General features: G+C 72.4%; 14 protein-coding genes. 7 read left to right on the forward strand and 7 right to left on the reverse strand.

Annotation, left to right across the window (positions count from 1 at the left end; translation table 11 throughout):
* The first annotated feature begins 124 nt into the window (after window positions 1-124).
* The 5 genes from IEX42_RS06940 to IEX42_RS06960 all read left to right on the forward strand — a co-directional run bounded on the left by IEX42_RS06940 (window position 125) and on the right by IEX42_RS06960 (window position 5,967).
* Window positions 125-1,591, forward strand: a complete 1,467-nt coding sequence (locus IEX42_RS06940) for a WS/DGAT/MGAT family O-acyltransferase (protein WP_229660675.1) — start codon at window positions 125-127, stop codon at window positions 1,589-1,591.
* Between the two features lie 134 nt (window positions 1,592-1,725).
* Entirely contained in the window at window positions 1,726-3,558 is a 1,833-nt protein-coding gene (locus tag IEX42_RS06945; RefSeq protein WP_188779123.1) for an NAD(P)/FAD-dependent oxidoreductase, read from the forward strand.
* A gap of 302 nt (window positions 3,559-3,860) precedes the next feature.
* The gene (locus IEX42_RS06950) at window positions 3,861-4,724 is read left to right on the forward strand and encodes an adenylate/guanylate cyclase domain-containing protein (RefSeq protein ID WP_188779124.1); all 864 of its coding nucleotides are present in this window, start codon (window positions 3,861-3,863) and stop codon (window positions 4,722-4,724) included.
* The gene (locus IEX42_RS06955) at window positions 4,721-5,311 is read left to right on the forward strand and encodes a nucleoside/nucleotide kinase family protein (protein ID WP_188779125.1); all 591 of its coding nucleotides are present in this window, start codon (window positions 4,721-4,723) and stop codon (window positions 5,309-5,311) included. Before IEX42_RS06950 ends, IEX42_RS06955 begins: the two co-directional genes overlap by 4 nt.
* The gene (locus tag IEX42_RS06960) at window positions 5,308-5,967 is read left to right on the forward strand and encodes a haloacid dehalogenase type II (RefSeq protein ID WP_188779126.1); all 660 of its coding nucleotides are present in this window, start codon (window positions 5,308-5,310) and stop codon (window positions 5,965-5,967) included. Before IEX42_RS06955 ends, IEX42_RS06960 begins: the two co-directional genes overlap by 4 nt.
* 12 nt (window positions 5,968-5,979) lie before the next feature.
* Here IEX42_RS06960 and IEX42_RS06965 read toward each other — a convergent pair whose 3' ends face one another.
* Both IEX42_RS06965 and IEX42_RS06970 read right to left on the reverse strand, forming a co-directional pair.
* Entirely contained in the window at window positions 5,980-6,639 is a 660-nt protein-coding gene (locus IEX42_RS06965; protein ID WP_229660676.1) for a response regulator transcription factor, read from the reverse strand.
* 35 nt (window positions 6,640-6,674) lie between these two features.
* The gene (locus tag IEX42_RS06970) at window positions 6,675-7,088 is read right to left on the reverse strand and encodes a CBS domain-containing protein (protein ID WP_188779127.1); all 414 of its coding nucleotides are present in this window, start codon (window positions 7,086-7,088) and stop codon (window positions 6,675-6,677) included.
* A gap of 75 nt (window positions 7,089-7,163) precedes the next feature.
* Between IEX42_RS06970 and IEX42_RS06975 the strand changes: the two genes are divergently transcribed.
* Together IEX42_RS06975 and IEX42_RS06980 are read left to right on the forward strand one after the other, a co-directional pair.
* Window positions 7,164-7,709, forward strand: coding sequence for a DNA polymerase ligase N-terminal domain-containing protein (locus IEX42_RS06975; RefSeq protein ID WP_188779128.1), 546 nt, complete (start codon window positions 7,164-7,166; stop codon window positions 7,707-7,709).
* 16 nt (window positions 7,710-7,725) lie between these two features.
* Window positions 7,726-8,751, forward strand: coding sequence for a glycosyltransferase family 61 protein (locus IEX42_RS06980; RefSeq protein ID WP_188779129.1), 1,026 nt, complete (start codon window positions 7,726-7,728; stop codon window positions 8,749-8,751).
* A gap of 9 nt (window positions 8,752-8,760) precedes the next feature.
* Here IEX42_RS06980 and IEX42_RS06985 read toward each other — a convergent pair whose 3' ends face one another.
* The 5 genes from IEX42_RS06985 to IEX42_RS07005 all read right to left on the reverse strand — a co-directional run bounded on the left by IEX42_RS06985 (window position 8,761) and on the right by IEX42_RS07005 (window position 14,100).
* Window positions 8,761-8,994 (reverse strand): hypothetical protein, encoded by a 234-nt coding sequence (locus IEX42_RS06985; protein WP_188779130.1) that lies wholly within the window; start codon window positions 8,992-8,994, stop codon window positions 8,761-8,763.
* Between the two features lie 4 nt (window positions 8,995-8,998).
* Window positions 8,999-9,808 carry a SigB/SigF/SigG family RNA polymerase sigma factor gene (locus IEX42_RS06990; RefSeq protein WP_188779131.1) on the reverse strand — a complete coding sequence of 270 codons (810 nt, stop codon included), beginning with the start codon at window positions 9,806-9,808 and terminating at the stop codon, window positions 8,999-9,001.
* Between the two features lie 64 nt (window positions 9,809-9,872).
* On the reverse strand, window positions 9,873-12,014 hold the full coding sequence (locus IEX42_RS06995; RefSeq protein ID WP_188779132.1) for a DEAD/DEAH box helicase: 2,142 nt from the start codon (window positions 12,012-12,014) through the stop codon (window positions 9,873-9,875).
* A 323-nt stretch (window positions 12,015-12,337) separates the two neighbouring features.
* Window positions 12,338-13,621, reverse strand: a complete 1,284-nt coding sequence (locus IEX42_RS07000) for an ArsB/NhaD family transporter (RefSeq protein WP_188779133.1) — start codon at window positions 13,619-13,621, stop codon at window positions 12,338-12,340.
* Window positions 13,618-14,100, reverse strand: coding sequence for a CBS domain-containing protein (locus IEX42_RS07005; RefSeq protein ID WP_188779134.1), 483 nt, complete (start codon window positions 14,098-14,100; stop codon window positions 13,618-13,620). The genes IEX42_RS07000 and IEX42_RS07005 overlap by 4 nt, the downstream gene beginning before the upstream one ends.
* Between the last annotated feature and the right edge of the window lie 3 nt (window positions 14,101-14,103).

Raw genomic sequence — 14,103 nt, forward strand, 5'->3', positions numbered from 1 at the left:
GGGCGACCCCGGCAAGGCCGCGTCGGCCGACTCCCGGTGAACAGGTGTGACGAACGCTACTCGCGCGTACCCTCACCCCAGGCCCCGCACGCCGACGGGGCACGGACGTGGAAGGTCGCCTTCGTTGCTGCACAACCCGCTCGCCGGCTCGTTGAAGCTGAACGACGCCGCGTGGCTCCTCGCCGACCACTACCGCACGCCGATGCAGGTGGGTGTGCTCGCGACGTTCACGGTGCCTGAGGACCAGCCGGACTTCGTCGCCGAGCTGGTGCGGTCCTGGCGCGAGGTGCGGACCTTCGAGTCGCCGTACGACCTCAGGCTTCGGATGGCACCGGTCCCGCACTGGGTGAAGGTCCCCGCCGAGCGGATCGACCTCGACTACCACCTGCGCCACTCGGCCCTCCCCTCCCCCGGCACGCAGCGCGAGCTCGGCGTGCTGATCTCGCGTCTGCACTCGACGCCGCTGGACCGGCGCTACCCGCTGTGGGAGTGCACCGTGATCGAGGGCCTGGAGGAGAACCGCTGGTCGCTCTACCTCAAGGCCCACCACTCGCAGATCGACGGCGTCGGAGGCGTCCGCCTGATGCGGAGGATCCTCTCGGTCGACCCCGACCAGCGCGACATGCTGCCGCCGTGGGCGATCGGCACCCACGGACGCGACCAGTCGGGGCAGGAGCAGCACGAGCGGCCGCGCTCCCGCTCGCTGGAGAAGGCGCGGCCCCGCCAGAGCGTCCTCGGAGGCGTACGCGCCCTCGCGGGCACCTCGACCGAGGTCGGCGGTGCGCTGGTGCGGACGTACGCCGAGTCCCTGACCGGCTGGGCCTCGAAGGAGCGCGCCGTCCCCTTCCGCGCCCCGCGCACGCTGTTCAACGGCCGGATCCAGGCCCCACGACGCTTCGCCACGCAGACGTACGAGATGGACCGACTCAAGGCGGTGGCCGAGCGCACGGACTCCAGCCTGAACGACGTCTTCCTGGCCCTGGTCGGAGGCGCGGTGCGCAGCTACCTCGAGGAGCACGACGCGCTGCCGCACGACCCGCTGATCGCGAACGTCCCGGTCTCCGTGCGTCCCGAGGACGGCAGGGTGCAGGTCGGCAACGCGATCAGCTTCCTCTACGCCAGTCTCGGCACCGACGTGGCCGACCCGGTCGAGCGGATCGCCGCGGTGCACGCCTCGACCGCGAGGGGCAAGGAGCGGCTGCCCGACGTCGGTGCCGGGGCCATGGACCTCTACACCGCCGCGCTGATGGCGCCGTTCCTCGCCCAGGCCGTCCTCGTCGGCGGCGTGGCCAACCCCGCCTGCAACATCGTCGTCTCGAACGTGCCGGGCGCCAGGGAGACCCGCTACTTCAACGGCTCGAGGCTGGACGAGATGTACCCCATCAGCCTGCTGTTCCACGGCCAGGCGCTGAACATCACCGCGGTCAGCTACGACGGCACGTTCAACATCGGCTTCACCGGCTGCCGCGACTCGGTCCCCAGCCTGCAGCGGATCGCGGTCCGCACCGGTGAGGAGCTCGAGGCGATGGAGGCGGCGCTGGGGCTGGACCGTACGCACGACGGGCCGGCCGCGGAGGCCTCGGCCGGCTGAGCCCGGACGCACCTGCCCGACCGGGCAGGACGTACCGCGTCCGACGGCCAGTCGTCGCGGCGCGACCCTTGTGTCGAACGTCGTCTGGGTGTGTGCTCGGTCACACGACTCACCGACCCGAGGAGCACCGTTCGATGACCGAGACCCTCGACCGCCCGACCACCGCCTCCGACCCGGCCTCGGAGACGGCGACGGCCTGGCTCACCGCCTTCGACACGGCGCTGCAGGCGCGCGACGTCGATGCGGCGGCGGGGATGTTCGCGACCGAGTCCTTCTGGCGAGACCTGGTGGCCTTCACCTGGAACCTCAAGACGGTCGAGGGCCGGGCCGGCGTCACCGACCTGCTGACCAGCACCCTGGACCACGCCGCTCCCTCCGGCTGGGTGCTGGAGGAGCCGGCCGACGAGGCCGACGGGGTCGTCACCGCGTGGATCGTCTTCGAGACCGCGGTCGGTCGCGGGCGCGGGCTGCTCAGACTCGTGGAGGAGGATGGCGAGCAGCGCGCGTTCACCCTGCTGACCACGCTCTACGAGCTCAAGGGCCACGAGGAGCCGCGCGGCACCCACCGCCCGAAGGGCGCCGAGCACGGCGCCGACAAGCACCGGTCGTCGTACCTCGAGAAGCGGCAGGCCGAGGCCGAGAGTCTCGGCAGCACGACGCAGCCGTACGTCCTCGTCATCGGCGGCGGGCAGGGCGGGATCGCGCTCGGCGCGCGGCTGCGACAGCTCTCGATCCCGGCGCTGGTGATCGACAAGCACCCGCGCCCGGGCGACCAGTGGCGCAACCGCTACAAGTCGCTGTGCCTGCACGACCCGGTCTGGTACGACCACCTGCCCTACCTGAAGTTCCCCGACAACTGGCCGGTGTTCGCCCCCAAGGACAAGGTCGGCGACTGGCTGGAGTCGTACACGAAGGTGATGGAGGTGCCGTACTGGTCCGACACGACCGCGACGTCGGCCTCGTACAACGAGGAGCAGGGCGAGTGGACGGTCGAGGTCGAGCGCGAGGGTCGCGCACTCACCCTCAAGCCCAAGGAGCTGGTCTTCGCGACCGGGATGAGCGGCAAGCCGCGGGTCCCCGAGGTGCCCGGCGCGGACGTCTTCCGCGGCGACCTGCACCACTCCTCGGCGCACCCCGGCCCCGACGCGTACGCCGGGAAGAAGGCCGTCGTGATCGGCTCGAACAACTCCTCCTTCGACATCTGCGGCGCCCTGTGGGAGAACGACGCGGACGTGACGATGGTGCAGCGGACCAGCACGCACATCGTGAAGAGCGAGAGCCTGATGGAGTACGGCCTCGGCGACCTGTACTCCGAGCGCGCGCTGGCCGCGGGGACGACCACGGAGAAGGCGGACCTGATCTTCGCCTCGCTCCCGTACCGGATCATGCACCGCTTCCAGATCCCGGCGTACGAGACGATGGCCGAGGTGGACAAGGACTTCTACGACCGGCTGGAGGGGGCCGGCTTCTGGCACGACTGGGGCGACGACGGCTCGGGGCTGTTCATGAAGTACCTGCGTCGCGGCTCGGGCTACTACATCGACGTGGGCGCGGCCGAGCTCGTCGCGGACGGGGCGGTCAAGCTCGCGCACGGCCAGATCGACCACCTCACCGAGGACGCCGTGGTGCTCGAGGACGGGACCGAGCTGCCCGCCGACGTGGTCGTGCTCGCCACCGGCTACAACTCGATGAACGGCTGGGTGTCCGACCTGATCGACGACGAGACCGCCGACCGGCTCGGCAAGTGCTGGGGGCTGGGCTCGGAGACGACCAAGGACCCGGGCCCGTGGGAGGGCGAGCAGCGCAACATGTGGAAGCCGACCAACGTCCCCCACCTGTGGATGCACGGCGGCAACCTGCACCAGTCCCGTCACTACTCGCTCTACCTCGCGCTGCAGCTCAAGGCGCGCTACGAGGGCATCGACACCCCGGTGTACGCCCTGCAGGAGGTGCACCACACCGGCTGAGCACGGCCGCCCCGATCGGGACGTCATACGAATCGGTCGCCGGGACGACCAGCCTGTATGACGTCCCTGGGGTACGAGTCCGAACTCTGGGGTTCCCGCCGAGTCTGGTCTCGACAAGCTCGACCACCGGGGTCACCGTCCGCGCCACCGACGCTGAGCTCGACCTCCGCGGGCAGCGCGGCGACCACCGGAGGTCGAGCAGCGCAGCGAGCGGAGCGGTTGTCGGGACCCACCACCGCGAGACACACACTGCGGGTGCTCCACCCACGCCACCGTCGGTCGGGGTCTGCCAGCATGAGCCCGTGGTCGTGGCCGTGGTCGTGCTGGGGGTGCTGCTCGCGCTGAGCCTCGGCGCGCTCATCGCGGCCGGCGTCCGCCTGCGTGTCGTGAGTCGCCACTCGGAGCGGCTTCGCGCCCGGGTCGAGGCGCTCGAGTCCGGTGACGAGCCGCCGCGCACCCGCTCGGAGCGGGCGGTCGACGCGGTCCGCTCGGTGATCGGCGGCGCCTCCCAGGTTCCCGGCATCGTGCGCACCAGGGGCATGGGCGGGCTGCTGATGACCTCCATCGACCAGCTCTCGACCTGGGCCATGGACGACCGCGGCGAGATCGACCGGCTGGCCGCCGACGACGGCACGGTCAGCATCCTGTTCTCCGACATCGAGGGGTCGACCACGCTCAACACCGAGCTCGGCGACGAGGCGTTCGTGACGCAGCTGATCGCCCACGACACGATGGTCCGCGCGCACGTGGAGCGCTACCGGGGACACATCGTGAAGAGCCAGGGCGACGGCTTCATGATCGTCTTCACCAAGGCCACCCGGGCGGTACGTGCCGGGCTGGCCATCCAGCGCTCGTTCTCCGAGACCTGGTCCAGGGCGCTGCGGCGGACCCCGGTGAGCGTGCGGATCGGCATCCACACCGGGACCGTCGTCGCGCGTGCGGGCGACTACTTCGGACGCAACGTCGCGATGGCGGCGCGGGTGGGCGCCGCGGCCGAGGGCGGGCAGATGCTCGTGACCAGCTCGGTCGCCGACGAGCTCGGCGGCGACGAGCGCTTCCGCCTCACCCCCGGCCAGCGCGTCGAGCTGAAGGGGCTGCCCGGCAAGCACCAGCTGTACGTCGTCACCCGAGGCGGGCGGCGGCTGCCCGACGAGGAGCAGGCGTGAGCCGGCGGCTGATCGGGGTCGCGGGCGCCCCCGGCGCCGGGAAGACCACGTGGGCCCGGTCGTACGCCGCGGGCGTGCCCACGGCCGCGTACCTGCCGATGGACGGATTCCACCTCTCCGACGCCGTGCTCGCCGACCTCGGGCTGACCGAGCGCAAGGGTGCACCGGAGACCTTCGACGCCTGGGGGTACGCCGCCCTCCTCCGGCGGCTGCGCGAGCAGGAGCCGCACCCCGTCTACGCCCCCGGCTTCGAGCGCGACCTGGAGCAACCCCTGGCCGCGGCGCTCGTCGTCGCCCCGGAGGCGGCGGTGGTGGTCACCGAGGGCAACTACCTGCTCCTCGACGAGGAGCCCTGGCGGGCGGTGCGGGCGGCTCTGGACGAGGTGTGGTTCCTCGACTGCGAGGACGACGTGCGACGTGAGCGGCTGGTCGCGCGGCACCGCGAGTTCGGCAAGTCGCCGAGCGAGGCGGCCGCGTGGGTGGACCGGGTCGACGAGCCGAACGCGCGGCTGGTGCTCGCCTCGCGGCACCGGGCCGACCGGGTCGTGCATGCCGAGGACGCCTCCGGGGCACCGCCCGTGTCGTGACCCCACCTCGCCTGGTCGTGCTCGACGTCAACGAGACGCTCTCCGACCTCTCTCCCCTGGCCGACCGGTTCGTCGACCTCGGCGCCGCGCCGCAGAGTGCGGCGACCTGGTTCGCGAGCGTGCTGCGCGACGGGTTCGCGCTCACCGCCAGCGGCCGCAGCGCCCGCTTCGCAGACATCGGTGCCGCCCTGCTGCCGGGCCTGGTCCCGCCCCAGGACGCCGAGGCCGCGTGGGCGCACGTGCTGGAGGGGTTCATGACGCTGCCCGCGCACGACGACGTGGTGCCGGGGCTGCGTGCGCTGCGAGATGCCGGCGTCCGGGTCGTCACGCTGAGCAACGGCGCCGCGGCGGTCGCGCAGGCGCTGCTGGACCGTACGGGGCTCGAGGACGTCGTCGAGGCGACGCTCAGCGTCGAGGACGCGGAGGCGTGGAAGCCCGGCGCGGCGGCCTACGCCTACGCGCTGGAGCGGACCGGGGTGCGCGCGGACGAGGCGATGCTGGTCGCGGTGCACCCCTGGGACGTCGACGGGGCCAGGGCGGCCGGGCTGAGGACGGCGTGGGTGGACCGCGCGGGGACGTCGTACCCGTCGCACTTCGCGCGCGCGGACGTCGAGGTCACGTCGCTGACGGACCTGGCGGCAGTCCTCTCGACCTGACCCGGCGTCCCGTCAGCGGAACTGCGGGACCTCGCTGGGTCGGGCCGCAGGGCGGAACCCGTGGTCGACGCCCCACAGCACCGCCTGGCTGCGGCTCTGGACGCCCATCTTGCGGTAGGCGGAGCGGATGTAGGACTTGATCGTGTTGATCGACAAGAAGACCCGACCGGCCACCTCGTCGTTGCTCAGCCCCCTCACGATCAACGAGACGATCTCGGACTCGCGGGCCGTCAGGCCCTCGGTACGACCCGGCCAGTCACCCTCCGGATCGCCGTCGGCGAGGTCCGAGGGCGGCGTGGGCGGGAGCCGCTCGCCGCGGTGCGCTCGCTCGAGCGCACCGACGATCTCCTCGGCGCCGGCCCGCTTGGACACGAACCCGTCGACCATCCGGCCGTCGACCAGGTCCAGCGCGGTGGCCTCCTCGGCCCAGCTGTACACCACGAGCCGTTCGGCGTTGGCCGCGACCTGCTCGACGTGGTCGAGGCCGTTGACGATCGGCTGGGCGAAGGTGTCGTAGAGCGCCACGTCGACCTTGGCGCGGCCCGGCTCCCCGGCCACCGCCTCGACCACGCGTACCCGGTCGGCGAACGGTTCGAGCATGCGGGTGACTCCCGCGACGACGACGTCGTAGTCGTTGAGGACGGTGATGCTGATCGGGCGGTGTGGTTCCACGGCAGAAATATAGGACCCCGAGTGGTCCGCGCAGGTCAGGATCCCGACACGACCGCCAGGATCCCGCTGACCGTCTCGTCGGGCAGCGCGCGGACGAGATCGGCGTACGAGAGAGTCCCGGCCAGCTGTTCGCCGCTGAGCACGGCCAGGCACCGCTGCCCGGTGTGCAGCACCGTCAGCAGGGCCTCCTCGGCGGAGGTCTCCGCCTGGGCACGCGCGTCGTCGGCGGGCACGACGTCGCTGACCGGCGTGGTGGCCGGGTCGAGGCCGGCCGCGACGCAGTGGTGGACGACGTCGACGAGGCAGACCATCCCGACGTACGCGCCGCCGCGACACACCGGCACCTGGTCGAGGCCGTGGTCGCGCATCAGCCGTGCCACCTGCACCACGTCCGTCCGCGCGTCGGCGCACACGGGATCGGGCTGCATGATCTCGGCGACGCGGAGCACGGGAGCCTCCCTGCGGTGGGCTGCCGGTCTGGTACCCGGTGCCACGGCCCTCATGCAGGTGGTAGGACGGCAACCGTGAGCGCCCCGGTCTTCGTCGTCCAGCGCCACGAGGCGACGGCGCTGCACTACGACCTGCGCCTGGAGATCGAGGGGGTCCTGGTCTCCTGGGCGGTGCCGAAGGGCCCGTCGCTCGACCCCGGCGTACGGCGCTTCGCCCGCAGGGTCGGCGACCACGACCTCGCGCACGCCGACTTCGAGGGAGTGGCCGGGTCCAGCCGACGGCACAGCAACTCGGTGGTCGTCTGGGACACCGGGACGTACGAGAACCGCAGCCGCGTCGCCGGGAAGGCCGTCTCGGCCGCCGACGCGCTGGGCGCCGGGCACCTCGTCGTCCGGCTGGAGGGATCCCGGCTGCACGGCGGCTTCGCGCTGACCCGGGTACCGACCGGCCCGCGCTCCGCACGCGCGGACGCCTGGCTGCTGGTCAAGGTCGACGACGAGCACGCCGACCGCGACGCGGATCTGAGCGGCGACCTGCCGTCGGTGCTCAGTGGACGCACCAACGCCGAGGTCGCCGCCGCCGAGGGGCCCGACCGGCCGCTGCCGGACCCGGAGCGATGACTCTAGGCTCGCCGGCGTGACCGCCTCCGGACCGACCGCGTGGGCGGTGCCGCCGTTCCCGCACGAGCCGGTCGACGAGCCGACGCTGAGCCTGGTGGAGGACGCGTACCTCACCCGGATGCAGCGCGGGCCGCTGCGGACCGTGCGCCGGCCGGACCGCTGGATCAGCGGCGCCGTCCACTCCGCCGACGGCAGGCTGGTGCGCGACTCGCAGAAGATCGGCGGGCTGGGCGGCAACCGGCTGGTGGCCGCGGACCCGAACCGGGTCCCGATCGCCGCGGACGCGCGCCGTCTCCCCGGCACCTGGCTGTACGGCGGGCACTGGATCGACCACTTCGGCCACTTCGTGACCGAGACTCTGCCGACGCTGTGGCCCCGGGACCTCCGGGTCGACGGGCTGGTCTTCCACGCCTTCGGGCCGGCCCACGCGGGGGTCCTGGACTGGGAGCGCACGGCACTGGACCTGACGTCGTACGCCGGGCTCCCCGTCGAGGTGGTCAAGACCGAGCCGGTACGCGTCGAGCGGCTGCACGTGCCGACCCGGGGCGTGGTCGTGAACGGCTGGGCGCACCCGGGTGCGGTCGAGGTGTGGTCGCAGATGGCGCGCACGGCTGGCGGACGGGGCGCGCTCCGGACCGACGGGCCACGGGTCTTCCTCTCGCGGACCGGGTTCAACACCAGGCTGCGCGAGCGCGGTGAGCCGACCCGGTCCGATGCCGGGCGGGACCACGCGCTGGACGAGGTGTTCGCTCGCACCAACTTCGAGGTCGTCGAGCCCGAACGGCTTCCGGTCGCCGACCAGGTCCGCCTGGTGGCCGGTGCGTCCGTCCTCGCCGGCGGAGCGGGAACGGCCCTGCACCTCTCGGCCTTCGCCCCGGCCGGGGTGCGGGTGCTGGAGATCGGCGACACCCGCTCCCCCGGCTGGCAGGTCCCGCACCAGCAGGTGCTCGACCACGCGCGCGAGCACCCGTCGGCGCTCGTGCCGGCCGAGGTGCCGCCGGAGTCGTACCCAGCCGTGCTGGAGCGGCTGGGGCTGGCCTGAGCCGCCCGCTCAGTCCTCGGTGCTGTCCGGCTGCCGGCTGGTGACCTGGTCCCCGGAGCCGCCGTCGGCAGCGGTCATCCCGCGCAGGGCGGCGCCGTCGCCCTGCGAGCCGGAGGACAGGTCGTGGCCCTCGCGCTCCTCCTCGTCCACGTCGGGGGTCGAGGAGCCGTCCTGACGGGCGACGTCCGCCTCGTCGGTCTCGGCGAGTGCGGGGTCGATGCTGCGCGGGTCGTTGCCGGTCATCGGGTCAGTCAACCAGGGAGGTCGCGTCGGCGTGGCCGGTGATCTGCTCGCGCAGCTCACGGAAGATCCGGGACAGCAGCCGCGAGACCTGCATCTGCGTCACTCCGATCTCGTCGGCGATCTCCTGCTGGGTGCGGCCGTGGAAGAAGCGCAGCTCGATGATCAGCTTGTCCCGCTCGGCCAGCTTGTCGATGAGCGGAGCGAGGATGATCCGCGCCTCGGCCGGGTCGTGCTCGTCGTGGTCGTCGCCGAGCAGGTCGCCGAGGGTGGCCTCCCCCTCGCCCACCGGCCGGTCCAGCGACGTCGGCTCGAAGGCGCCGTCGCCGACCATCGCCTCATCGATCTCCTCGGCGCTCACCTGCAGCCGCGCGGCGACCTCGGCGGGCTCAGGCGCCCGGCCCAGCGCGTCGGTCAGGTCCTTGCGCGCGGTCATGATCCGGGCCTGCAGCTCCTGGATCCGCCGCGGCGGGCGCACCATCCAGCCGTAGTCGCGGAAGTAGCGCCGGATCTCGCCCCGGACGCTGGGCACGAGGTACGCCAGGAAGTCCTTGCCCCGCTCGGGGTCGAAGCGCTGCGCTGCGCGGACCAGCGCGACGTACGCCACCTGGCGCAGGTCCTCGGCCGGCAGACCACGCCGCGCGTAGCGCGAGGCGACCGTGTCGGCGACCGCCATGTTGATCTCGACGACCTCGTCGATCAGCCGGTCGTGGACGCGCCGCGAGCCGGTCCTCGCAGCGTCGAGCATCAAGGCCGCTGTGCGCGCACGACGATCGGCCGGCTCCGGGGTGGCGGAGCCTGCTGCAGGGCGTGACATGACTCGAACCTATCCAGACCGCCGAAGTCCGACGACCGCCCCAGGGGGTGACCGCGTCGCAGGCTCAGCGGCGAGTACGACGCTCCAGCGCGCCGGTGAGCAGCGAGACCATCGCCTCGAGCTGGATGTCGGCCGAGGAGCCGGTGTCCTCGTCGGCCCCGTCCAGCGCTCGGGCCGCCAGACCCGCCTTCGCGTCGATCAGCTCGGCGATCCGGGTGTCGATGGTCTGGGCCGCGATCAGGCGCCATGCCGTCACCGGCTGGTCCTGGCCGATCCGGTGGACGCGGTCGATGGCCTGGGTCTGCTCGGCATCGGTCCACGACAGCTCGGCGAGCACCACGTCGGAGGCGACCTGCAGGTTGAGCCCGACGCCGGCCGCGGTCAGCGAGCAGACCGCGATCTTGACCTCGGGGTCGTTCGTGAAGGCGTCGATCTGCTGCTGTCGGACCTTGCTGGTCTGGTCGCCGCGCACCGAGGCGTAGCCGATGCCGCGCTCGCGGAACATCTCCTCCGCGGCGTCCATGACGTCGATGTGCTTGGCGAAGAAGACCACCTTGCCGACGCTGCGGGCGAGCTGTGCGGTGTAGTCCGCGGCCAGGCCGGCCTTCGCCCGACCGATCCGGCGCAGCAGCCCGAAGACGTTCTCCTCGCTCGTGCCCGAGGAGTCCTCGCGCTCCCAGCCGGCGACACGGCGCACCAGCTCCGGGTCGATGCCCTGGGTCGGCGCGGTGCCGGAGTGCTCGGCGCGAGCGGCGACGGCCGCGTCGTACCGCTTGAGCAGTCGGCGCGCCAGCTCCTTCTCCGCGGCGCGGATGGAGCGGCCGGCCTCGTCGTCGAGCTCGACCGGCAGGTCGGCCACCCGGCGGGCGGGGATGTCGGCGGCGACGTCGACCTTGCGGCGGCGGACGATGCCCTGCTCGACCACGCTGTGGCGGGCGGCGGGGTAGAACCCGCGGTCGGCCGGGGTGTACCCGTTGTCCTCGAGCGCGTTCATCAGCTCGACGGTCGGACGCTTGTCGTCGATCCAGCCGAGGAACTGCCAGATCGCGCGGAAGTCCTCGATGTCGTTGATCAGTGGCGTCCCCGTCAGCGCCAGCATCAGCGGCCGGCCGCTGCGCGCACGGATCCGCTCCGCGAGGTGCAGGACGTGCTGCGAGCGCTGGGAGGTCTTGTTCTTGATGAAGTGCGCCTCGTCGACGACCATCCCGCGGAAGCCGAACTCCCCCAGCCAGCCGACGTGCCGGTCGAGCACCTCGTAGTTGACGATCACGATGTCGGCGAAGCCGTCCACGTCGGCACCGTCACCGTGGATGACGGTGGCCGGGCGGTGCGGCGTCCACAGCTCGGCCTCACGCGCCCAGTTGGTCTTGACCACGTTGGGGACGACGACCAGCAGCGGGAACGCGTCGGCGGCCTCGGCGGCCAGCAGCGACTGCGCGGTCTTGCCCAGGCCGGGCTCGTCGGCGAGGAGGAAGGTGCGGTGCCCCTTCGCGGCGGCCGCGATCACGCGGCCCTGGTGCGGCATCAGCTCGCGTCCACCGGGCGCGGCGAGGCTGATCGGCTCGGGCAGGTCCATGCAGGACGCCGCCCCCCCGCCCTCCTCGAAGGAGCGGAACAGCGGTCCGAGCAGCTCCCAGGTGGCCAGCCGGTGCAGGCCGTTGGGCCGCACCGGCGCGTGGGAGAAGTCGGGGGTCAGGAACGGGTTGGCCAGCTGCCGGGCCCGCACCGACGCGGGGACGACCCGTCGTACGACGTGCTGGGTCGTGACGCCGTCCGAGGTGCCGTTCTCGGCCGGGTTCTCCACCGGCACGGGCTCGATCCCCCCGGCCTCCTCCATCTCGGCCTTCAGCGCCTTGGTGGCGTCGGAGACCGACGCGCCGTCGCCGAGGAGGGTGAACAGCGACGGGTCGCGGGTGGCCGTCTTGGCCAGGATGGTGCCGATGCCGTCGAGCCGCTTGAGCTGCTCGTCGCGGTGCGCGGTGGTGCTGTCCTCGTCGGCCTTGACCCGGGCCCGCTCCTCGCGGACGAGCAGCGCCACGGCCTGGTACTTCGTCCGGTTGGCGGGCTTCACCGGTCCGCGCTGGGCGCTGGACTCCACCTCGCGTACCGCGCGTGCGAGCACCGGGATGATGCCCTCGTTGTCGAGGGGACGCTTGCGGGCTGCGCTCCGGTTGCCACCGGATCGGCGCTGGTCTCGTCGGGCCAACGGGGTCTCCTGGTTCCACATCTGCTGCGGTACGTCGGGGCGTCGTCACGGCGCGCGCCGACCGTGCGGCGGGCTGACGACCATGGTGCGGGTGGACGCTGACGTCCCCCGGAGCCGGACGAGTCAGGGAGACGTCGGCGGGGCGGCCGTGCGCTGCCATCGGCGGCGATCCGACCGGGCCCGGGACGGGCGCTGGGACTCGAGCAGCGGCGCGTGGGCCGCCCGGCTCCACCGGCATCCTAGCGCGCACCGCCCGGGTCGTACCTAATCCGACACGAGCCGACGCGGACGCGGCGGACGCGCGACCGGCCCGGCGGCTGGTCTCAGGTGTAGCGGAGCAGGAGGTACGGGACGGCGAGCAGACCCGAGGCGAGCGTGACGGTCGCGCCGTACCTCGTGAACCGCCAGAAGCTGATCGGGGTGCCGTAGCGCCGAGCCATCCCGATCACGACGACGTTGGCGCTGGCGCCGACGGCGGTCGCGTTGCCACCGAGGTCGGCCCCGAGCGCGAGTGCCCACCACAGCCCGTCACCGGAGCCCGGTACGTCGGCGGTGAGCGCGACCACGATCGGCGCCATGGTCGCGACGTACGGGATGTTGTCCACGACGCCGGACAGCAGCAGCGAGGCCAGCAGGAGAAGAAGGACCGCGACGGTGAGGTTGCCGCCGGTGGCCTTGGCCAGCTGCTCCGCGAGGTCACCGATGATCCCGGTCTCGACCAGCGCGCCCACCATCACGAACAGGCCCATGAAGAAGACGAGGGTCTCCCACTCGACGTCGGCGATCGCGTCCTCGACGGTGACCGAGGAGACCAGCACCAGCAGACCGGCGCCGAGCAGGGCGATGGTGGACGGCTCCTTCCCGATCACCGGACCGAGCACGAAGCCGGCCATCACCAGCACGAGCACCACGAGGCTCTGGGCGAGCAGCTTCGGGTCGCGGATCGCCTCGCGCTCGGAGAGTGCCATCACCTCGGCGGCCCGCTCGGCGTCGTAGACGAACGTGCGCCGGAACATCACGCGTACGAGCAGGACGAGCACCACCAGCATGCCCAGCGCGAACGGCGCCAGGTTGAGCAGGAAGTCGTTGAAGTCCAGGCCCGACCGGCTGCCGATGATGATGTTCGGCGGGTCGCCGATCAGGGTCGCGGCTCCCCCGATGTTGGAGGCGAGGACCTCGCAGACGAGGTACGGCACCACGTCCAGGCCGAGCCGCTCGCAGACCACGAAGGTCACCGGCGCGACCAGGAGCACCGTGGTGACGTTGTCGAGCATCGCCGAGGCGATGCCCGTGATCGCGATCAGCAGCACCAGCACCGGGAACGGTCGGCCCCGCGCCCGCTTGGCGGCGTAGATCGCCATCGCCTCGAAGAGGCCCGTGCGCTTGAGCACGCCGACGATCACCATCATCGCGAACAGCAGGAAGACGACGTTCCAGTCGACGCCGGAGGTCTCGGAGTAGAACGCCGCCTCGCCGTCGGTGAGGCCGAGCGCGAGCATCAGCGCGGCTCCGCCCAGGGCCGCGGCCGTGCGGTTCACCTTCTCGGAGGCGATGAGGGCGTAGGCCCCGACGAAGACGACCAGCGCCAGGACGTGGGTGAGGCTCACGGAGCGGGCTGCTCCGGCTGCTCGGGCCGGGCCACGAGGTGCTGCAGCACCCGGCTGGCGGTGATCGCCCCGAGCATCACGCCGTCCTTCTCGTCGCTGGCGACCACCAGGATCGGCATCTTCAGCCGCGACATGAGAGCCGCGCACTCCAGCGTGGTCGCGTCGTCGTCGACCACCGGCAGCTCGGTGCGCCTGTCCTTGGGCGGGAGCAGGTCCTTGACGGTCTTCGCGTCCAGCCGACCCGCGCAGGCGTCGGCGGCCCTCTCGCCGTACACCCGCACCAGGTTGGGGTCCTCCTGCAGGTAGCCCGGCACCATCGCCCCGAGCACCTGCGACGCGGTCAGCACCGTCACCGGGCGACCCTGGTCGACCACGATCACCGCCGAGTGCCGCTCGGCACCGATCAGCCTCGCCGCCTCCTGCGCCGTCGCCCCCACCTCGATCGAGGGGAAGTCCTCCCTCAGGTCCTCAGCGCGCACCGG

Source organism: Marmoricola endophyticus (genome assembly GCF_014644415.1).
GTDB lineage: Bacteria > Actinomycetota > Actinomycetes > Propionibacteriales > Nocardioidaceae > Marmoricola > Marmoricola endophyticus.